At 62.1% G+C, this 20,478-nt stretch carries 21 protein-coding genes and 1 pseudogene; 7 read left to right on the forward strand and 15 right to left on the reverse strand.

Features of this window, described 5'->3' with window-relative positions; genetic code table 11:
* The 4 genes from AC5DC2_RS05310 to AC5DC2_RS05325 all read right to left on the reverse strand — a co-directional run.
* Nucleotides 1-288 (reverse strand): ATP-binding cassette domain-containing protein (locus AC5DC2_RS05310; RefSeq protein WP_491697753.1); only part of this gene is annotated, 288 nt, incomplete at its 3' end.
* A 4-nt stretch (nt 289-292) separates the two neighbouring features.
* Nucleotides 293-1,159: a carbohydrate ABC transporter permease gene (locus AC5DC2_RS05315; protein WP_491697754.1), complete on the reverse strand. Its 867-nt coding sequence runs from the start codon at nt 1,157-1,159 to the stop codon at nt 293-295.
* Complete coding sequence (locus AC5DC2_RS05320; protein WP_024706237.1) at nt 1,156-2,058, reverse strand: carbohydrate ABC transporter permease; 903 nt, start codon at nt 2,056-2,058, stop codon at nt 1,156-1,158. The genes AC5DC2_RS05315 and AC5DC2_RS05320 overlap by 4 nt, the downstream gene beginning before the upstream one ends.
* Nucleotides 2,059-2,165: 107 nt before the next feature.
* Nucleotides 2,166-3,488 carry a type 2 periplasmic-binding domain-containing protein gene (locus AC5DC2_RS05325; protein WP_491697755.1) on the reverse strand — a complete coding sequence of 441 codons (1,323 nt, stop codon included), beginning with the start codon at nt 3,486-3,488 and terminating at the stop codon, nt 2,166-2,168.
* 189 nt (nt 3,489-3,677) lie between these two features.
* Between AC5DC2_RS05325 and AC5DC2_RS05330 the strand changes: the two genes are divergently transcribed.
* From AC5DC2_RS05330 to AC5DC2_RS05340, 3 genes are all read left to right on the forward strand, one after another.
* Nucleotides 3,678-4,433: an IclR family transcriptional regulator gene (locus AC5DC2_RS05330; RefSeq protein WP_491697756.1), complete on the forward strand. Its 756-nt coding sequence runs from the start codon at nt 3,678-3,680 to the stop codon at nt 4,431-4,433.
* Nucleotides 4,434-4,509: 76 nt separating this feature from the next.
* The gene (locus tag AC5DC2_RS05335; RefSeq protein WP_491697757.1) at nt 4,510-5,334 is read left to right on the forward strand and encodes an amidohydrolase family protein; all 825 of its coding nucleotides are present in this window, start codon (nt 4,510-4,512) and stop codon (nt 5,332-5,334) included.
* Nucleotides 5,335-5,381: 47 nt separating this feature from the next.
* On the forward strand, nt 5,382-5,711 hold the full coding sequence (locus AC5DC2_RS05340; protein WP_491697758.1) for an L-rhamnose mutarotase: 330 nt from the start codon (nt 5,382-5,384) through the stop codon (nt 5,709-5,711).
* Between the two features lie 111 nt (nt 5,712-5,822).
* Here the strand turns inward: AC5DC2_RS05340 and AC5DC2_RS05345 are convergent, their stop codons facing one another.
* Nucleotides 5,823-6,155: a zinc ribbon domain-containing protein YjdM gene (locus AC5DC2_RS05345; RefSeq protein ID WP_024706242.1), complete on the reverse strand. Its 333-nt coding sequence runs from the start codon at nt 6,153-6,155 to the stop codon at nt 5,823-5,825.
* Nucleotides 6,156-6,423: 268 nt separating this feature from the next.
* Here AC5DC2_RS05345 and AC5DC2_RS05350 point away from each other — a divergent pair, with 268 nt between their 5' ends.
* From AC5DC2_RS05350 to AC5DC2_RS05365, 4 genes are read left to right on the forward strand one after another with little or no spacing between them, the layout of a single operon-like run.
* Nucleotides 6,424-7,488: a Gfo/Idh/MocA family protein gene (locus tag AC5DC2_RS05350; protein WP_491697759.1), complete on the forward strand. Its 1,065-nt coding sequence runs from the start codon at nt 6,424-6,426 to the stop codon at nt 7,486-7,488.
* Entirely contained in the window at nt 7,485-8,648 is a 1,164-nt protein-coding gene (locus AC5DC2_RS05355) for a CaiB/BaiF CoA transferase family protein (RefSeq protein ID WP_491697760.1), read from the forward strand. The genes AC5DC2_RS05350 and AC5DC2_RS05355 overlap by 4 nt, the downstream gene beginning before the upstream one ends.
* Before the next feature lie 17 nt (nt 8,649-8,665).
* A complete protein-coding gene (locus AC5DC2_RS05360; RefSeq protein WP_491697767.1) occupies nt 8,666-9,775 on the forward strand; it encodes an extracellular solute-binding protein in 1,110 nt (369 codons plus the stop codon).
* A complete protein-coding gene (locus AC5DC2_RS05365; protein WP_024706246.1) occupies nt 9,775-10,221 on the forward strand; it encodes a MaoC/PaaZ C-terminal domain-containing protein in 447 nt (148 codons plus the stop codon). Before AC5DC2_RS05360 ends, AC5DC2_RS05365 begins: the two co-directional genes overlap by 1 nt.
* A gap of 4 nt (nt 10,222-10,225) precedes the next feature.
* On the opposite strand, the gene AC5DC2_RS05370 is transcribed toward AC5DC2_RS05365, so the two are convergent.
* The 10 genes and pseudogenes from AC5DC2_RS05370 to AC5DC2_RS05415 all read right to left on the reverse strand — a co-directional run.
* Nucleotides 10,226-11,110 carry a MurR/RpiR family transcriptional regulator gene (locus AC5DC2_RS05370; RefSeq protein WP_491697761.1) on the reverse strand — a complete coding sequence of 295 codons (885 nt, stop codon included), beginning with the start codon at nt 11,108-11,110 and terminating at the stop codon, nt 10,226-10,228.
* Between the two features lie 19 nt (nt 11,111-11,129).
* Nucleotides 11,130-12,179 carry an ABC transporter ATP-binding protein gene (locus AC5DC2_RS05375; RefSeq protein ID WP_491697768.1) on the reverse strand — a complete coding sequence of 350 codons (1,050 nt, stop codon included), beginning with the start codon at nt 12,177-12,179 and terminating at the stop codon, nt 11,130-11,132.
* Entirely contained in the window at nt 12,179-12,931 is a 753-nt protein-coding gene (locus AC5DC2_RS05380) for a glycerophosphodiester phosphodiesterase family protein (protein ID WP_024706249.1), read from the reverse strand. The genes AC5DC2_RS05375 and AC5DC2_RS05380 overlap by 1 nt, the downstream gene beginning before the upstream one ends.
* Before the next feature lie 28 nt (nt 12,932-12,959).
* Nucleotides 12,960-13,769: a carbohydrate ABC transporter permease gene (locus tag AC5DC2_RS05385; RefSeq protein ID WP_491697762.1), complete on the reverse strand. Its 810-nt coding sequence runs from the start codon at nt 13,767-13,769 to the stop codon at nt 12,960-12,962.
* Nucleotides 13,759-14,628, reverse strand: coding sequence for a carbohydrate ABC transporter permease (locus AC5DC2_RS05390; protein WP_491697763.1), 870 nt, complete (start codon nt 14,626-14,628; stop codon nt 13,759-13,761). Before AC5DC2_RS05390 ends, AC5DC2_RS05385 begins: the two co-directional genes overlap by 11 nt.
* Before the next feature lie 97 nt (nt 14,629-14,725).
* On the reverse strand, nt 14,726-15,982 hold the full coding sequence (locus tag AC5DC2_RS05395) for an ABC transporter substrate-binding protein (RefSeq protein ID WP_491697764.1): 1,257 nt from the start codon (nt 15,980-15,982) through the stop codon (nt 14,726-14,728).
* A gap of 345 nt (nt 15,983-16,327) precedes the next feature.
* Entirely contained in the window at nt 16,328-17,620 is a 1,293-nt protein-coding gene (locus tag AC5DC2_RS05400; RefSeq protein WP_491697769.1) for an alpha/beta fold hydrolase, read from the reverse strand.
* 670 nt (nt 17,621-18,290) lie between these two features.
* The gene (gene cysG, locus AC5DC2_RS05405; protein ID WP_491697765.1) at nt 18,291-19,820 is read right to left on the reverse strand and encodes a siroheme synthase CysG; all 1,530 of its coding nucleotides are present in this window, start codon (nt 19,818-19,820) and stop codon (nt 18,291-18,293) included.
* A gap of 12 nt (nt 19,821-19,832) precedes the next feature.
* Entirely contained in the window at nt 19,833-20,168 is a 336-nt protein-coding gene (gene nirD, locus AC5DC2_RS05410; protein WP_491697766.1) for a nitrite reductase small subunit NirD, read from the reverse strand.
* Nucleotides 20,169-20,178: 10 nt separating this feature from the next.
* Nucleotides 20,179-20,478: pseudogene (locus tag AC5DC2_RS05415) on the reverse strand (nitrite reductase large subunit); the annotation flags it as partial.

Here is a 20,478-nt window from a genome sequence, read left to right on the forward strand (position 1 = left end):
CATATTCTCGCGCACGGTTTTGTGCGGATAGAGCGCGTAGGACTGGAACACCATTGAGATGTTGCGCGCGCGCGGCGGCAGGGCATTGACGACGCGGTCGCCGATCTTCAGTTCGCCGCCGGAGATTTCCTCCAGGCCGGCGATCATCCTGAGTGTTGTCGACTTGCCGCAGCCAGACGGGCCGACGAGAACGACGAATTCGTTATGCGCGACTTCAAGATCGATGCCGTGAACGACTTCCAGCGATCCGTAACGCTTGACGATTTTGGAAAGGTGCACTTCGGCCACGGGATTATCCTTTCACACCGCCGAACGTCAGTCCGGCAATCAGATGCTTTTGTACGATGAAGGTGAGAATGAGCGCGGGAATGATGATCAGCACCGCCATGGCGCTCATCCCGGTCCAGTCGACGGTGAACTGGGCGGTGAAATCCATCAGCCCGACCGGCATGGTCTTCGAGGCGGTGGTCCGGGTGAGCTGGCTTGCGAGCGCGAACTCGTTCCAGGCGGTGAGGAAGGCGAAGATGCCGGCTGAGGCAAGACCGGAACGGGCGAGCGGAAACTCGACCTTCCAGAAAGCCTGCCAGCGGGTGCAGCCGTCAATCTGGGCAGCCTCGGAAAGGTCGGCCGGGATCTGGCGGAAGAAGCCGTCCGTCAGCCAGATGGTGAAGGGGATGTTGATCGCCATATAGACGAGGATCAGCCCGAACTTGGTGTCGATCAGCCCGATCCTGCTCCAGAGAATGAAGAGCGGCAGCGACAGCGCCACGCCGGGCACGGTGCGCGACAGCATGAAGGAGAGGAACAGCGCCCCCTTGCCCTTGAACCGATAGCGGGCAAAGGCATAACCGCCCATCATGCCGATCAGGATGGCAACAAAGGTGGAGGTGAGCGAGATCACCAGCGAGTTGATGAAGTAGTTCGTGACCGGCAATCCCTGTTGCCGCTCCGGCAGAAGCCCGAAAATGCCGAGAAAATTGTTGAGCGTCCACTGCTGCGGGATCCAGACCGGCGGACGCGCCATGACCTCGACATTGGGACGGAAGGCGGTCAGAACCACCCATGCGCCGGGCACGACGAGGACCATCATGGCGATGAACAGCGTGATCCTGAGCAGCCAGCGCTGCCAGGGCCTCTCGATGGTCATGGCGTTCCTCATTGTGCGCCTCCCATGAACAGCCGCGACTTGGAGAGATTGCGGTAGAAGATGATGGTGAAGGCGATCGACAGCAGGATGGAGACGTAGCCCATGGCGTTCGCCATGCCCATCTGCGAGTTCTGGTAGCCTGTCCGCGTCATCAGCGTCCAGATCAGTTCCGTGCGGCCCGCCGGCCCGCCATTGGTCATGATTTTCACCATGTCATAGGCGCGCGCGACGTCGAGCGATCGGATCGTCATCGCGATCCAGATGAACGGCATCAGGAAAGGCAGCGTGATATGGCGGAAGACCTGGATGGCGTTGCAGCCGTCCACCTTGGCCGCCTCGATCGGCTCCTTCGGCATGGCCAGCAGGCCGGCCATCAGCAGGATGGCGAAGATCGAGGTCGACATCCACATCTCGGCGACAATGATCGAGAAGTTCGCAAGCCAGCCATTGACCAGCCACGGGATCGGTTTTTCGATCAGGTTCAGCGCGAACAGCGCATTGTTCACCAGGCCGACGGAATCGTTGAACAGGTATTTGAACTGGAAGCCCACAAGAATGGGCGAGAACATCATCGGGAACATCATGATGGTTCTGAGCGTGCGCTGGCCCCAGGTGATGCGGTTGACCAGGAGCGCGAGCCCCAGCCCCATGACCATTTCGAGGTTGAGCGCAATGGTGATGAAGACGACAGTGCGCCCGAAGGCCCACCAGAAATCGTCATTGCCCATCAGCCGCTCGTAATTGCGCAGCCCCACGAAATTGTAAAGGGAGTCCGGTCGAACCAGGTTGTAACTGGTGAAGCTCGTCCAGAACGACACGAGAAGCGGCACCAGCACGACCGCCAGAATGACGATGATGGCCGGCAGCAGCAGAAGATAGGGCGTCGCCTGCGGAGACCTGAAAAACTTCATGTCGCGCCTTCGAGAAGTGAAAAGAATGGGAGGAGTGCCGGCCTTCGGGCCGGTCAAATACCGCCGGCCCGAAGGCCGGCGGCATCATGCCTTGGGGGGAAGCGGGATCAGTAGTAGCCCGCGTCTTCCATGATGTAGGTCGCTTCCTCGGCGGCATCGTCGAGGGCTTCCTGCGCCGTTTTCTCGCCGACGATGGCGGCCTGCAGCTCGGGCCACAACACGTTGGAGACCTGGATCCACTCAGGAATGAGCGGCGGCGTGCGGGCGTCATCAAGCGAGCCCTTCCACACCGTGAACATCTCGGCGAGGTTTTCCTTGCCGTTCTCGTTGAACCACTTGACGACTTCGTCATAGGTCGCCGTGCGGGTCGGCAGATTGCCGGCCATGGCTTCCATCAGTTCGCTCTCGTCATTGGTCATGAACACGGCAAAGGACACGCCGGCTTCCTTGTTTTCACAATCCTGCGTGACCGAGAAGGAGTGCGAGCCGGACCAGCCCCCGCGCTTGCCGGACGAACCGACGGGCGAGACCGCATAGCCGAGGTCATCGGCGATCTTGGAGGCTTCCGGATCAGCGAAGAAGGCTGCCCAGCCCGGCCAGTCGAGATCGACTGCAAGCTGACCGGCGGCCATGGCCTGGCCGATATCATCCCAGGTATAGTTGACCGTACCGGCAGGAACCGCGCCGGCCTCGTAGATGTCGATGAACCACTGCAGCGCTTCGACGCCGGCTTCGGAATTGAACACCGGCTTCATGTCCTCATCAAACATATCGCCGCCATTGGCGCGCAGGATTTCCATGAAGCGGCCCGACATGCCCTCATCCTTGCCGGCAAAGGCCGTGCCGTAAAGGTTCGGCGGATCGGCGAAGAAGATCACCTGGTCGCGGAACTCGTCGAAGGTCTTCGGCGGCGCCAGTTCGGTGCCATACTTCTCTTTCCACGCGGCCTGGTTTGCCGGATCGGCATAAAGGCTCTTGCGGTAGTAGATGTTGGAAACATCGGTGACGCGCGGCAGTTGCACCAGACGGCCATCAACCGTCGAGGCGTTCAGCGTGCCCTGGACATATTTATCGAGTTCGGACGGCGGTATATGCTCGGAAAGGTCGATGTAGAGATCGCCATATTGCGGGGCGAAGCTCGTATGGTTGGAGCCGACGCACCACGAAATGTCGCCGGCGGCAATGTCCTGCTTGATCTCGCGGTCGAGATCGAAATGGTTCTTCGAGGAAACGATCTCGACCCTGGCGCCGGTCATTTCTTCCCATTCCGGGATACGGGTATAGAGCTTCTCGTACTGGGTGCCGCCGATCAGCTTCACCTTCAGCGTATAGTCCGGAAAACTGCCGTAGTCGAAATCATCGGCCTGGGCCGAGGCAGCGAGGCCGCCCACGGCGCAGCAGGCGACAAGCGCCGCCTTCAGAAAAGTCATTCGCATCATTCTCCTCCTCTCGCGTTCAAGCCCAGAAAAGACTTGATCCTCCATATTTGAAAAGTCTATTCGTATATAAGCATCATTTCGGCAAGCTCGTCAACGCCGCTCTTGATATTGGACAGGAACACCGGCAGTTTCGCTGCATTTTCAGGGTGAAGAAACGCACCCGCCGCTTGAGGACCGACCATGGCAACAGATGACTCCGACCGCTACCGCGCCCCCGCTCTCGACAAGGGACTCGATATTTTCGAGCTGCTGGCGGAAACGGACGGGGCTCTCAGCCAGGCGGAGATTGCCAAGTCGCTGGGGCGCACGCCAAACGAGATCTACCGCATGCTCGACCGGCTGGTGCGACGCGAATATATCCGCCGTACGCCGGAGGACCGCTACGAGATCACACTGAAGATGTTCGAACTGGTCCATGCCCGTCCGCCGCTGCGGCGACTTGTCAACCAGGCGATGCCGTTGCTTCAGCAAGTCGCGCAGGATGCCGGGCAGTCGTGCCATCTCGTGGTCTTCGACCGCAACGCCGCGGTCGTCGTTGCCCAGGTGGATGCGCCGAGCTACTGGTCGCTCGCCGTGCGCGTCGGCACCCAGCTCAAGCTCACCTCGACCGGCTCCGGTCTCGTCTTCCTGGCTTTCTCATCACCCGAGAACCGGGCGCTGATGCTGAAAGGTGCGGGCGAAACGATGTCGCCCCAGGTCGAGGCGATGCTCGAGACCATCCGCAGGGACGGCCACACCATGATGCCGTCCGAACAGATCGCCGGCGTCACCAACCTGTCGGCCCCCGTCATCGGCCCGCTCGGCTCGGTGATGGCGGTTGTCACCTCGCCCTATACGGAACGGCTCGACCGCGATGGTCGCGAAGACCGCGCCCATACGCTTGAACTGGTGCGCGCGGCCGCCGCCAGCCTGTCGAAGGGACGGCCGGAGGATTGAGATCAAGACCGCCCGCACCGAAAGGGCCGGGAAAAAAGAGGCAGATACGCCCGCGCGCGGGCCAAGGGAGGACCACATGCGCATCATCGATACCCATCTCCACCTCGTCTACAAGGACCGCTTCTCCTACCCCTGGCTGAAGGACGCCCCTGCCCTTGACCACCAGGCAACGGCGGAAGGCTTTTTCGCCCACGCCGAAGACCTCGGCATTGAAAAAGCGCTGCACATGGAGGTCGACGTTGCGGAAGAGGACATGGAGGCCGAAAGCGCCTTCATCGTCGGGGCCCATGAAAGAATTGCAGGCGCCATTGCCGCCGGCCGGCCGGAAAGCCCCGATTTCCCCGCCTATCTGGAGCGCATCGCCGCGATCGAGGGCGTCAAGGGCCTGCGCCGCGTGCTGCATATCATGCCGGACGCGCTTTCCCAGTCGGATATATTTGTCGAGAATATCCGTCGGCTAGCGGCCCACGACATGACATTCGATCTCTGCGTGCTGGCCCGCCAGCTGCCGCTCGCCATCGATCTGGCGCAGAAATGCCCGGAGGTTCAGTTCGTGCTCGACCACTGCGGCGTGCCGGATATCGAAAATGACGGACTTGATCCCTGGCGGGAGCATATCGGCGAGATCGCGAAGCTCGCCAATGTGACGGCAAAGGTCTCCGGCGTCATCGCCTATGGCGGCGCGGACTGGAGCGTTGAGGGTCTACGCCCCTATGTCAGCCACGTCATCGACACCTTCACCTTCGACCGCGTCGTCTGGGGCTCCGACTTTCCCGTCTGTATGCTGTTTGCAAGCCTTGAAGACTGGGTCGCGGCCTCGAAGGAACTGGTCGCCGACGCCAGTCCCGATGAGCAGAAAAAACTGTTCAGCGTCAATGCGGAGAAGGTCTACCGGCTTTAGAAGGCATCGACGCGACCTCATCTTATTGCTGAAACAGGGAGGAACCCATGCAGCGCATCGGAATGGTCCTGACGCTCAACGCCGACAAGGTGGCCGAATACAAGCGGTTGCACGCCGACGTCTGGCCGGAAATTCTGGACATGATCAGGAAATGTAATATCCGGAACTATACCATTTTCCTCAGGGAGCCGGAAAACCTCCTGTTTTCCTACTACGAATATACCGGCGATGACTACGAGGCCGACATGGCGAAGATGGCCGCAGATCCGAAAACGCAGGAATGGTGGTCGGTCTGCATGCCGTGCCAGAAACCGCTCGAAACGGCGAAAGAGGATGAATGGTGGATCGAGATGGAAGACGTGTTCCATCTCGACTGAGGTCGGCAAAGCCACGGGCTGCTCCAGGCCGCGGCCATCATCGCCATTGCCGAATCGGGAGCGGCGGCGGCACAGGCCTCAAGAAAACTGAGGCCCCTGCCGGGGCGGGCCTCAGATCTTCTTCACGAATTCCGATTTCAGCTTCATGGCGCCGAAACCGTCTATCTTGCAGTCGATATTGTGATCGCCTTCCACAAGTCGGATGTTCTTCACCTTGGTGCCGACTTTCAGAACCTGGCTTGAACCCTTGAGCTTCAAGTCCTTGATGACGGTGACGGTATCGCCATCGGCCAGTCGATTGCCATTGGCGTCCTTGAATTCCGGTCCGCCGCTCTCGTCCGTCCCCGGCGTCCATTCGTTCCCGCATTCGGGGCAGATCAACAGCGCTCCGTCTTCATAGGCGTAAATCGACTGACATTTGGGACATGGCGGCAATTCGCTCATGATCATCCTCCTGATTGTTGGCGCTGCGATGAGCCGGATTGGCGCCACGAAAACCGCACGGCGCAATGTTGCGTTGGTCGGGAAAACAAGGCTTCGTAGTGCGAAAAATAAGGCCTGTCGAGTGCAAACGGGTGGCTGCCGAGCAGCACGTTCCAGGCCAGCGACCGGAAGGAAAACACAAGGAACCAAACTCGCCCCCTTGAATTCCGCCCAAATTTGAATAACCTCTTCACATAAGAATGACACTCTCGCCTGAAGGAGGAGCAGGTTGTCAAAAACGTCTCGCAGCCCGGCGCAAAGCTGGGCAGCGGCGGGTTCGCCGCGCCCTATCGTCATTATCGGAGGCGGTTCGATCGTCACCGACGCCCATCTGCCCGCCTATCGCATGGCCGGCATTCCTGTCGCCGGCGTGTTCGATCTCGACGCCGAACGCACCGCCCAGGTTGCGGCCGACTGGGACATCACGCCATTCGCCAGCCTTGAGGAGGCGATCGCGACCGAAAACGCCGTCTTCGACCTGGCGCTGCCGCCGGTTGCCCATCAGGGCGTGATCGAGAAACTGCCGGAAGGGGCGCCTGCCCTTCTGCAAAAGCCGATGGGGCGCGACCTTGCCGAGGCGACGGCGATCCTCAAGGCCGCCCGCGAGAAAAAACTGACGGCCGCCGTCAATTTCCAGCTTCGTTTCTCGCCGATGATGCTGGCGATCCACGACCTTTACAAAAGCGGCGCGCTGGGCGAACTCGTTGATGTCGAACTGCACGCCAACATCATGACACCCTGGCATCTCTGGCCGTTCCTGAAGGGCATGGAGCGCGTCGAGATCCTGCTGCACTCGATCCACTATCTGGACCTGATGCGCCATTTTCTGGGCAATCCGCGCGGCATCCATGCCAAAACGCTCGGCCATCCGGACACCACGGTCTCGCAGTCGCGCACATCGGCGATCCTCGACTATCCCGAGCCCGTGCGCGCGGTCATGTCGGTCAATCACAACCATGACTTCGGGCCGAAATTCCAGGATTGCTATTTCCGTTTCGAGGGCACCAGGGGCGTGGCCATCACCACGCTCGGCGTCAATCTCGACTACCCCAAGGGCGTGCCGGACGAGCTCTGGTTCTGCAAAAAGGGCGGCGACTGGGAAGAGATTCCGCTTTCCGGCACATGGTTCCCGCATGCCTTCATCGGTGTGATGAACAATCTCCAGCGTTTCGTCGCCGGCGAGGACGACACCCTTCTGACAAGCGTCGAGGACGCCTGGAACACCATGGCGCTGGTCGAGGCCGCTTATGAGAGCAGCGCCCGCCCCGCCACCCCGATCAAGGAAAGACCATGACCGCAGATACGTCCGACCTGCCGCTCGAGGGCGTGCTGGTGCTCGACATGTGCCAGTTTCTCTCCGGCCCCTATTGCTCGCTCCGCCTGCAGGACCTCGGCGCGCGGGTGATCAAGATCGAGCGTCCGGGCCTTGGCGATCTTTCCCGCAGGCTTTATCTCTCCGACACCGAGATCGGCGGCGATTCCACGATTTTCCACGCAATCAACCGGTCCAAGGAAAGTCTCGCGCTGGACATGAAGGACCCGGACGACCTTGCCGCGCTGAAGACGCTGATCGGCAAGGCGGATGTGGTGCTGCAGAATTTCCGCCCCGGCGTGATTCAGAGGATCGGGCTTGATTACGAGACGCTGAAACAGGATTTCCCGGGCCTCGTCTATGGCTCGATCACTGGCTATGGTGACGAAGGGCCCTGGGTCAGCCGGCCGGGCCAGGACCTTCTGGCGCAGGCGCGCTCCGGCGTGATGTGGCTGAACGGCGACGACGGCCAGGGCCCGGTGCCCTTCGGCCTTGCCATTGCCGACATGCTGGCGGGCGCCGCGCTGGCGCAGGGCGTTCTGGCCGCGCTGGTGAAGCAGGGCCGCACCGGCAAGGGCGCGCATGTGGAGACGAGCCTGCTGGAGGCGATGATCGACTTCCAGTTCGAGGTTCTGACGACGCATCTGAATGACGGCGAGCGGCCGCCGAAACGCGCCGCCTACCGCTCCGCCCATGCCTATCTTTCCGCCCCCTACGGCGTCTATCCGACCGCCGACGGCTGGCTGACGCTCGCGATGATGCCGATCGACCAGCTTTCCGACGTGCTTGGCTTCGATGACCTTGCCCCCTACCGCGGCAAGCCGGATCTCTGGTTTACCGCGCGCGACGACATCAAGCGCATCATCGCCGGCCATCTCGCCACCGAAACCACGGACCACTGGCTCTCTATTCTGGAACCGGCCGATGTCTGGTGCGCCAGGGTGCTCGACTGGCAGGAACTGATGAACCATGCCGGCTTCAAGGTGCTCGACATGTTGCAGACGGTGACGCGCGAGGACGGGGTCTCGATCCGCACCACGCGTTCGCCGCTGAGGATCGATGGCAGGCGCATGCAGACCGGCCGCGCCGCGCCGAGGATCGGCGAGCAGAGCGAAGCCATACGCGCGGAGTTCGGCCTGTGACGATCAAACTGAAAGGCATGACCTGGAGCCATCCGCGCGGCTATGACCCGATGGCGGCAAGTGCCGCCGAATGGCGGAGGAAGACAGACGTCGCGATCGAATGGGACAAGCGCAGCCTGCAGGATTTCGAGAGCTTTCCGGTCGAGGAACTGGCCCGGCAATATGACCTGATCGTCATCGATCACCCGCATGTGGGCCAGATCACGGCGGAGAACTGCCTGGCGCCGCTGGATGTGCCGGGTCGCGAGGACGAGCGGGATGCGCTTGCAGAAGGCTCCGTCGGCGCGTCCTACCCGAGCTATGGCTATCATGGACGTCAATGGGCATTCCCGCTGGACGCGGCAGCGCAGGTCATGGCCTATCGCGAGGACCTGATCGAAGAATTACCCCAAGACTGGGATAGCCTGATCGCGCTTGCCTGCGTAGGCCGCGTCATGCTTCCGCTGCGCCCGCCGCACAATCTGATGACGTTCTATACGCTTGCCGCCAATACCGGCACGCCCTGCCAGACGGAAAGCCCCGGCCCGCTGATCGCCGTTGATGACGGTATCGCGGTTTATGAGAAGCTTGCCGAACTTGCACGCGTGGTGCCGGCGGAAAACTTCGCCATGGACCCGATTGCCGTGCTCGAGGCGCTGGCCGGGCCTGGGCCGCAGGCAGTCCTCTCGCCCTATATCTATGGCTATGTGAATTACGCCATCGACGGTTTTCGCCCGCATCGGCTGACCTTCACCGACATCCCGTCACTTGGCGATAACGGCCCCTGCGGATCGGCGCTCGGCGGCACGGGCATTGCCGTCTCGGCCTTTTGCGGGAACCGGGAAGCGGCAATCGACTACGCCTACTGGGTCGCAGGGGCCGCGGTTCAGTCGGGGCTTTATCCCGAGGCCGGCGGCCAGCCCGGCCATGACGCCGGCTGGACCGACGATGCCGTCAACGCCAAAACCCACGATTTTTATCGCAACACAAGGCAAACGCTGGAAACAGCATTCCTGCGTCCGCGCCACAACGGCTATATGCGCTTCCAGGCTGCGGCCTCCGAGGCACTCAACGAGGCGCTCAGGGATGGCACAAACGCGCGTGCCGCCATTGCCCGGATCAACACACTGTTTACGGAGAGCTTCTGATGGAGCGGCCACGCCATTTCGAGGACATCAAGGTCGGCGAGGAGCGCCGCACCTATGGCCGGACGATCACCGAGACGGATTTCGTCGTCCATGCGGGCCATACGGGCGACTTCTTTCCCCACCACATGGATGCCGAATTCATGAAGGATAGCCCCTTCGGACAGCGCATCGCCCATGGCACGATGACCTTTGCCATCGGCATCGGATTGTCGGCGTCGGAAATCAATCCGCTCTCCTTCACCTATGGCTATGAGCGGCTGCGCTTCCCCAAACCGGTCTTCATCGGCGACACGATCCACACCGTGCTGACGATCACGCGCTGCGAGGACGATCCGAAGCGACCCGGCCATGGCCGGGTCATCGAGGAGGTGCGCGTCCGCAACCAGCGCGAAGAGGTCGTGATGGCCTGCGACCATGTCTATCTGGTCGAGCGCCGAGAGGCATAGCCCCTCAGCCCCAGCTCAGAGGCGGGCCGTCTTCGCGGAAGCGGTCGAACTGCTCGATGGCGCGGATCGAGCGGCCGTTGTCGATGGCTGCAAGATCGAGGATCACGGTATTGGCAACCGTCATCGGGATGACGAGCGACTGCGACTGGCCGAGCGATCCGCGCGAAATGGTGATGTGATGGTCCGGCGGCGGGGAAAACCGTCCGCCCCGCACATCGGTCACGGCAAGCGTTTTCGCGCCCCGATCCGCGGCGACGGTGCGGATATCCTGGACCAGCGGCGGCAATTTGCGAAAGGCAAAGAGCCAGAGCACGTCGTCGGCCGTCATCGTCATCAGCTTTTCGCGCATCTGGTTCGGCGTGGCTGTGAGATCAACGGCATCATAGCCCGAACGATTGAGCCGCAGCCCCAGAAGCTGGGCGAGCGCGCCGGCGTGGCCCGTGCCGATGATGAAGACCTTGCGGCAATCCCGCACCGTTTCGGCAAACTTTCGGATCTGCCGGTCATCAACGCTGTTGCGCGCCGCTTCCAGCGCTGCGATCTCGCTGTCGATGACGGAAGAGACCAGCTGGCCCTCATCGGCCCGCAGGAGACGGGCGGCAACGCGGGCAGCGCCGTTGTCGAAATCCTCATCCTCGCCCGCGAGACTGTTCTGCAGGAATGTGCGGAATTCCGGATAGCCTTCAAACCCCAGACGACGCGCCAGGCGAACGGCGGAAGACGGATGAAGGCCGGCCCGGGTGGAGATTTCCTTGCCGTTTTCAAGGGCTGCGCGCAGCGGATTCTGAAGAAGCACGTCGAGAAGTCGCGTATCCGCCTGGGTCAGTCGCTCCGAGTTCAGCGCGACGAGATCGCTCAGGTGCTGGGGAATGCCATCGGGTATGTTCATGTCGGCTCTGTCGTCTTCCTCAGTCCTGCACAACAAGCTGTTGCTGCGTTTCAACCCGCGCGCCCGTCTCCGCGTCGAAGAAATGCGCCGCGTTCATGTCGCAGGCAATCCAGCAGTCGGAAAGATCGCCCGGAAGCGCGCCGCGGTGCGCCGTGAGCGTAACCCGGCCCGCCGGCGTTTCGCAATGAAGCACGACATCCGACCCCGTCATTTCGCTCAATGTAACGCGCGCCGGCAGCGCCACGCCGTCCGGCCGCGTCGCCGTGATCGTCAAAGCGTCGGAGCGCAGCCCCACCGTGAGCCCTTCCGCGACAATGCCGCCGGGTATCGAGCCGGCATCGAGAAAGTTCATCTCCGGCGCGCCGATGAAGGAGGCGACGAAGCGGTTGGCAGGCCGGTCATAGATCGCCTCGGGCGTGTCGAACTGCTGCAGATAGCCGCCCTTCATCACCGCAATCCGGTCGGCGAGCGACAGCGCCTCGGTCTGGTCGTGGGTGACGTAGACGATGGTCGCCCTCAGCGCCCTGTGCAGTTCCTTGATCTCTCGGCGCATGACGACGCGCAGCGCATTGTCGAGATTGGACAAGGGCTCGTCCATCAGGAAGGTCGAGGTATCGCGCGCGATCGCCCGCCCCATGGCAACGCGCTGGCGCTGGCCGCCGGAAAGAGCGGCGGGCTTGCGGTCGAGATAGGGAGTGAGCTGCAGCGTGGCGGCAACCTCTTCGGCGCGCCGGTTGCGCTCCTTCTTCGCCACGCCGCGCAGTTCCAGCCCGAAGGCGATGTTCTCGCGCACGCTCATGTGCGGATAGAGCGCATAGTTCTGGAAGATCATCGCGATATCGCGGTCCTGCGGCGAGACGTCATTGGCGCGCCTGCCGTCGATCTCGATATCGCCCTCGCGGCAATCCTCAAGGCCTGCGATCAGACGCAGAAGCGTCGACTTGCCGCAGCCGGAGGGGCCGACGATGACGATGAACTCGCCGGGCCGGATATCCATTGAAACGCCATGCAGAACCGTTGGGCCGTTATCATAGGCCTTGCGGATGTTCCTGAGCGCGATGCTGCTCATCATACCCTCTCCTGCGCCAGTTGATTGCGGATATCGATCGCCAGCCGCGGCCGGTCGGTGGTGAAGACCTTGAGGTCCAGTGCGAAGGCTTTCGAGATTTGCGCTGCCGTGTGGGCGGCCCAGGCGCCGAAGGCGAGACCGGCATCCTCCGCACGCTGTTTCAGCGAGGCGTCGGCCATGTCTATGTTGACGGAAATCTCTGAAATGCTGCGCTGGCGGGCGATCTCGACGACGCCGCGGCTCCCGAGCTGGGTCAATACCGGCGGACTGACGAGCCAGAGCGTGGGCCTGTCAGCTGCCTGCCTCAGGGCATCGAGACTTTCCAGCAGGAAAGAGGAAAACACCGTGGTTTCGAGCCGCCCGGCCTTTTCGAGCGCTTCGACCACGCGCGGCACGAAATCCGCATAGGGCCTCCCGTCAGCGCCGGGCTTGATCTCGCAGCGGAAGACGACCTTGCTCAGCCTGAAGATGTCGCAAAGCTCCTCGACGAAGAGCGGGTGACGAAATCCGTCACCGGCATGATTGACGATTGCTCCGCGCACGTCTGCCGCCTTCATTTCGGCGATGACGCCGCTGCGGTCGGTCGTCCGGTCGAGCGTTGCGTCGTGATTGACGATGATGCGGCCGTCGGCGGTCGGGTGCAGGTCGAATTCCACCTCGTCGACGTCCATCGCCGCCGTTGCGGAAAAGCCCGCGAAGGTGCTGTCGCCATATTCGAGCGTTCCGCCGCGATGGGATGCAATGCGTGTCACAGTCTTTTCCTTTTTTTGATATTCAGCGTCATTTGACGGCGCCCATCGTGATGCCGCGCACCAGATGCCGCTCGACCAGCACGAAGCCGGCAATGACCGGCAGCATGGAAATCGCCGATGCCGCCATGACCAGCGGCCAGTTGATCAGCCCCTCGCCCGGATTGATGCGGTAGAGCCGGGCGAGACCGACCTGCAGCGTGTAGAGGTCCTCCCGGCTGGTGGCGACGAGCGGCCAGATATAGTTGTTCCATTCGGTGATGAAGATGTAGAGGCCCATGGAGAGGATCGCGGGCCTGGCAATCGGTACGATTACCCGCCACAACACCTTGAGCGGCGTCGCCCCGTCCATATAGGCGGCTTCATCCAGCGCGCGGGGAATGCCGCGGATATACTGGCGCAGGAAGAAGGCGGCAAAGCCGTTGGAAATCGCCGGCAGGATCAGGCCCGCATAGCTGTCGAGCAATCCGACCCTCGCCAGCGTCAGATAGTTGGGGATAAGGCTGATATGGCTCGGAATCATCAGCGTCGCCACCGTCGCCGCAAACAAGAGGTTGGAACCGAAGAAGCGGTACCGGGCAAAGGCATAGGCCGCCATGGTGGCAAAGCTGATGCCGATGAGAGTGACCGCGCCCGAGACGATCAGGCTGTTCAGCAGATAGCGGGCGAAATTGTACTGGCCTATGGCGAGCCGGTAATTGCCGAGTGTGAAATCGACCGTGCCGGTGTAATAGGCCGTCGAGGTCTGGAACGACATCCAGATCGAGTAAAGCACGGGCGACAGGAAGGCGAGGCCCGCCAGCAATGCCAGCGCGGCGAGTATCGGATTGTCAGGCTTCATAGTGCACCTTCCGGCCGAGAATGCGCGACTTGATGACCGCAAGCGCGATGAGAAGGATGAAGAGCAGCACCGCGAGCGCCGAGCCCTGGCCGATGTCGAAGAAGGTGAAGCCGATCCGGTAAAGCAGGTTCACCAGAAGATCGGTCGCGCCCGCCGGTCCGCCCTCGGTCATCACCGAGACGAGGGTGAAGACCTGAAAAGCCTCGATCACCGAGATCACCAGCAGGAAATAGGTCGTCGGCATCACAAGCGGTATCGTCACGCGACGGAAGACATGACGGCGCTTGCCGCCATCGACGGCGGCGGCATCATAAAGTTCCTGCGGAATGGCCTGCAGGCCGGCGATATAGATGACGATGTCATAGCCGAGCTGTTTCCAGGTGTTGATGAAGATCAGCACGCCAAGCGCCAGGTCCGGCCGCTGCATCCAGCGGATTTTCTCGGCGCCGAAGAACGAGAGCAGGCCGTTCGCCATGCCGTAATCGGTGGAAAAGACCCAGGAAAAGACGACCGCAATCGAGACCGTTGACGTGACCGAGGGCAGGAACAGCGCGCCGCGCAGGATGCGTCGCGAAAAGTCCTCGCGCGTGAGCGCGCTTGCGATCAGAAGCGCCAGCGCCAGCCGGATCGGCACGGAGACGAGGGCAAAGATCACCGTGACCCGCACCGAATTCCAGAACTCGCGCGAATTGAACAGGATCCGGTAATTCTCCAGCCCGACAAACGGCTTGTCGGCGGTCATGAAGTCCCATTGCCGGAAGCTCAGATCGATACTGGTGACGATCGGGATATAGGTGAACACCGCGATGAAGGAGATCAGCGGCAGCACGAAGAGATAGGGCGTCAGCTTGCGCGGCATGGGGCGGACTTTCGCACAGGCGCAGACATTGCGCTTGTCATTGGAAGATGCCCGCGCAGCGAAAGCGTTGCGCGGGCGATATGTCTTGGCGCGTCAATCAGTTGGAAAGACGCTGGGCTTCCTGCCTGGTGCGCTCGGCGAAGTCGCTGAGAGCTTCCTCGGCGCTCTGCTGGCCAAGGGCGATCGACTGCCAGACGTCATATTCGTTGGCGCGCATCCAGGTGACGACGACCGGGCGCGGACGGCCACGGGCGAAGTCGAGCTGGTTGATGGCGACATCGATGCCTTCCGCATTGGCAAGCGCTTCGGCAGCGCGCGGCTGATCGGCGGTGTGACGGTTGATCGGCATGTAGCCGGTTTCGGCAAACCAGATGGCGTTCGATTCCGGCGAGGCGGCAAACGAGATGAACTTGTAGGCCGCGTCCTTTACCTCCGGCTCGGACGAAGACAGGATGCCGATGCCGGCGCCGCCGATCGGCACCGCGCAGGTCTTGTTGCAAGGCATCGGGCGGACCAGAAGGTCGTCGCCGAGCGCTTCCTTCGCATCGCCGTAATTGCCGGTCGAGTTCATCATCATGCCAGCATTGCCGGAAAGGAAGAACTGCTTGTCCCTGCTCTCGTCGGTCACGCCATCCGGCGAGGCAACCTTGTATTCATCGACGAGCGAGGCCATCCATTCATAGGCCTCGACCGTGTTCGGCGCATCGATCAGAATTTCGCCGGTCTTCGAGTCGATCAGGTCGCTGTCATTCGACATGATCAGGCCCCAGCGGGCGAACTGGCCCGGCGCCGTCATACCCATGATACCTTCATCACCCAGGGTATCGGTGATCTGCTGCGCGGCAGCCAGGATATCGTCATAGGTTTCAAGCTTCGGCTCTTCCTCAAAGCCGGCGGCATCGAAGACGGCCTTGTTGAGATAGAGAACCGGCGTCGAGGAGTTGAAGGGCACGATATAGTTCTTGCCCTCATAAACGCCGACCTCGCGGGCAAAATCGAACAGATTGTCGGCGAGCGGATCATTGGCGAGGCGGTCGGAGAGATCATCGAGCACGCCGCGGTCGGCGAAGAGACCGTAACGGGTGACTTCCATGATCACCGCGTCGGGCGCGCGGCGCGCAGGGATTGCAGCCTGCAGCTTGGCAACGATGTCGTTATAATTGCCGATAAACTGGGCGTCGATGGTGATGCCGGGATTGGCGGCTTCGAAATTGTCGATGATTTCTGCAAGAGCTTCGCCATTGGCGCTGGTGTCGGAGAAGCTGTGCCAGAATTCGACAGTGGTATCGGCAAAGGCGGCAGACGCGGAAAGCGCGACGGAGCCGGCCAGAAGATAGGCGGAGAGTTTCATCATTCGAAAAATCCTTTTTCGCAACGAAAATTGCAAAGAGACGGCCATTTGCAATTACGCGCGCAAAGCGACATTTCGTTAAACGGATGATGAAGAATTCTTTACACGCGCGAACCGGCGCGGCGATGCACGCGCGCAGAAGAATTGCACAAAAACCGCGCGGCTTCGCTCACGGACGGATGACAAAGCTCGCGTCACCCACATTCATCGTGCTCGGGACAAATTTAGGGCCTTGACGCATAGCTGACAGATGTTCGCAGACATGTCTGACACTCCCGGACAGCAATCCGGGAGATTTATCAGCCACTCCGAGAGCTTCGTTCCGATTTTTGGTCCGGGGAAGGACGCTCAGAGCGGGCCGCCGCGCTCCTGCACGAGGGTGCGCAGGCGACGGAAGACATCCGGGCTCTGGCGCAACCCGTCATGCTCGTATTCATTGGTGACCCAGGCCTGGCAATTGCCGAGCCTCCCAGCCGTTTCCAGCGAAAGCCCGGCATCCACATACATGTCGTCGTGATAGACGGCGGCGGCAACGGGAATATCATTGGCAAAAAGCCGCGTCGCATCGTAAAGCGGCGGGTAGCCGGAATGCGCTGCAAGCGCCTCGGCCGCGTCCCGGAACGGGCGCAGGGACCGTATCTCCTCGAACATCCAAGGATAAACCATCTCGCCGGTCATCATCAGCGGCCGCTGATCGGGATGAAAGCGCGGAAACTCGGCGCGGATGCGCTCGGCCGCCCAGTTCGTCGGCGCGCTTCCCTGCCCGTAAATGCTCTCCTGCAGCAGGGCGTAGAGCGGATTGGCATCAAAGCCGGTCGCCGCCATGACGGAAAAGAGGAAGCTGTCGGAAAGGCGCGTTTCATCCGGATCGGCAAAGGCCTCGTCCATCAGCCAGTGCACGCTTTCGAAGCCGGCCCCGCCTCCGAATGCGATTCCCAGCGTCTGCAGCCGGCGCACGGTGAGCCGGTCGCCATCGGGCAGGCGGACGTCATTTTCCGCAACATGATCGGCAATGCGCGAGAACAGACCCGCATCATGCGGATAGCGCTTGTGATACTGCCGGTTCTTGACGGCCACGCGCGGATAGGTGCGGCGGTAGACCTCGTCCGCGGAGGCCGAAAGGCCGGACAGGCCCCCGGTCACGTAGCAGGCGGCGAGCCCTTCGGGGGCCTGCGAGAGATAGGTGAGCGTGATGAAGCCGCCGAAGCTCTGACCGAGCGTCTCCCACTTGCGATCGCCCATCAGGTTCTTGCGCACATGTTCGCAGTCGGCAACGATGCTGTCGGCGCGAAAATGCATCAGATAGTCGGCCGCCGCCTCGCCATTCCCGAAACGCGACATGGTTTCCGCCTCGATGCGGCTGCTGCGGCCCGTGCCGCGCTGGTCGATCAGGATCACGCGATGGGTCTTCAACGCCTCGGCAAGCCAGGACGGACCGCCGCCGACGGGCCGTGGCGATTTGCCGCCGGGCCCGCCCTGCAAAAAGGCAAGCGTCGGCAGGTCGTCACGCCGTTTCACCGGATCGACAATCTCGCGCACGAAAATCTGGATGAACGCGCCATCGGGTTTCGTCCAGTCGAGCGGCACCGGAACCAGCATATCCCGGATCATCATTCCGGGAATGATATATTGTTTCGGCATCATCGCGCATCATCCTGACCAGTCGGTTATTACCGGGCCTTGGAGCATGTCCGTGTTCCCTTGAATAGCGAACACGCTCTCACCCTTCGTTTTTCCGCGCGTCCGGACGGAAAACCGGTCTCCCCTTTTCATGGGCGCGCTAGAGCATCGGGCGAAAAAGTGGTTACCGGTTTTTCGATAACCCGATGCGCCTTAACAAAGAGATGGATCATCGGGCGGTTCAGATTAACCGCCCGATGATCTAGCCTTTCCCGAGCCCTATCCGCTTTTGCGTCCGACGAAAAGGGCAGGCTCGCGGAAAGGCCGCGAAAGGAAGACACGAATGCCGCCGCGCTCGTCCCCATGGACCGCGGATGCCGGCATCTTCGCTGCTGCCCGAAATCGCGTCCCTCTCTCACAGACGACCGGCCTTACCTACGCCTGCCCCGAATTCAAACGGCGAACAGCCCCTTTGCGCATCGGCCTTGACCGGAATGAGCGCCCTGGTCCAGGACAGTGCTGGCGCGCCGTCCGGACAGCCCGACATCATGTTCATCATGGCAGACGCTGTCGGCTACAGGCAGTGTTCCTGCGCGAATTCGGCTACACCGCCGAATTCTTGCCCACGGCTTCGAGGAATTCCGGAGCTATCTCTACGATCTCGACCGGAGCCCTTCTTCGACTGGTGAAATCAGGCGCTCCTGCACATTGCCAACGTGCCGTCCGACAAATGCGACGACATGGCGGGCGCCAAGGGCCGTGCGCCGCCGGCAGAGAACGAAACCGGCGCATCCTTTGACGCCTCCCGCAAGGCCTCCTTCCGGGCAAAAACCCGGCCGACGCCGAACAGGACCGGGTTGTCATGGCCGATTTCAGCCATGCCCTCGCCCAACCCCGCAAGCGTGCCGTGCCAGCGTCTTTCGTCCTGGCGGCTGATATTGGCGGCGATCAGGACCGGGGTTTCCGCAGGCAGGCCTTCGGCGATCAGCCGTGCGCTGATTTCGCCGGCCGTGCGGCCGCCCATATAGAACATCGTTGTCGTCGTCGGGTCGGCGATGGCGCGCCAGTCGATATCCTCCGGTAGCGCGCCCTTCTTCGAGTGCCCGGTGACGAAGCGGACCGACTGGGCGCAGTCGCGATGGGTGAGCGAAGTGGTGGCGCCGGCGGCGAGCGCGCTTGCGGCGGTGATGCCGGGGATCACGGAGACCGGGATGCCCGCTTCGCGAAGGGCTGTGATTTCCTCGCCGGACCGTCCGAACACCGAAGGATCGCCCGATTTCAGGCGCACGACGCGCTTTCCCGCCCGTGCCAGATCGAGCATCATCCGGTTGATATCCTCCTGCCGGCAGCTTGTCCGCCCGCCGCGTTTGCCGACCAGCATGCGCTTCGCCTCGCGCCGCGCCAGCTCAAGAATTTCCGGCGAGATCAGGTCGTCGAACAGGATGACATCGGCCGACTGCAGCGCGCGCATGGCCTTCAGCGTCAGAAGCTCGGGATCGCCCGGCCCGGCGCCGACGAGCGTGACGCTGCCCGTCTGCGGCGATGCGGCAATCTGCGTCGCACGCGCCAAAAGCCTGTCCGCTGCACCATCATCAGGGCCGGAGGTACCAGCAAAGCTTAGATCGACAAAATGCTCCCAGAAGGCCCGGCGCGCGCCGCCCGGCTTCAGTCTGGCATTCACCCCGTCACGCAAACCGGCCGCAAGCCCGGCCCAGCCTTTCAGAGATTTGGGCAGCAGCGTTTCAATGCGCCGCCGGATCGCCTGCCCCAGAATGGGGGCCGCGCCGTCGGTGGAAATGCCGACGACGACCGGCGAGCGGTTGACGATCGAGCCGAACTGGAAGTCGCAATAATCCGGTTTGTCGATGACGTTGACCGGCACGCCTTCCGCCTTCGCCCGCGCGCGGAAGGCCTGCGCTTCCTCCTCATCCACACAGTCTCCGAGCGCCAGTTCAAACGCCGTCCAGTCGGCAGCCGACCAGTGCGCCCCGGAAAGGCGCAAACGGCCATCGGCCTCCAGCGCAAGCAGCGCCGCGTCGGCAGCCTCGCGTCCCAGAAAGACCGTCACATCGGCACCCGTGGCGGCCATCAACTCCGCCTTCCAGGCGGCGGCATCGCTGGCGCCTGCGATGAGCACCGCCTTGCCCTTCAGCCGGAAGAACAGCGGCAGGACGGCGAGGTCCTCCATGCGGGCGGGTGTTTTTGTGCGTCCGGTAGCCATGATCCGCCTCCCCTATTCCGCCGCCATCGGCAGTGCGGAGAGCGCAATGAACAGCCGGCCGTCTTCGACCTGCACCGGATAGGTCTGCACCTCGCCCTCGTCCGCTCCGAGCGCCGAACCGCTTTCCAGCGAGATCACCATATTGTGCAAGGGGCAGGTCACGGCCCTGCCATGCACAATGCCCTCGGACAGCGGACCAGCCTTGTGCGGGCAGCGGTCGTCGATGGCGAAGACCTCGTCCTCCGCGGTGCGGAATACCGCGATCCGCCCGAAAGCCGTGTTGACGCAGCGCGCGCCGCGTTGCGGGATATCTTCAATACGGCCGATGGCGATGAAATCGTTGCTCATGATGGGCTCCTCATTCCGCCGGCTCGGGATGGCCGACCACGGCCATCGGCTTGAATTCGTGCTTGTCCTTGCCGGAGACGCGCTCCGACCACGGGTCGACCTGGGCATATTTCTGGCTTTCGACGAAGCGCTCGAAATAGGCCTTGCGCTTTTCGGCATCGTCCATGATCTGGGCGCGGACCTCGTCATAACCGATGCGTTTTGCCCATTTGTAGATGCGTTCCAGATAGCGGCCCTGTTCGCGGTACATCTGGGTGAGCGCCACGATATGCTCCAGCGCCTCGTCCTCGGTCTTCACCATGCCGAGCAC

It is taken from the genome of Martelella sp., from assembly GCF_984369615.1.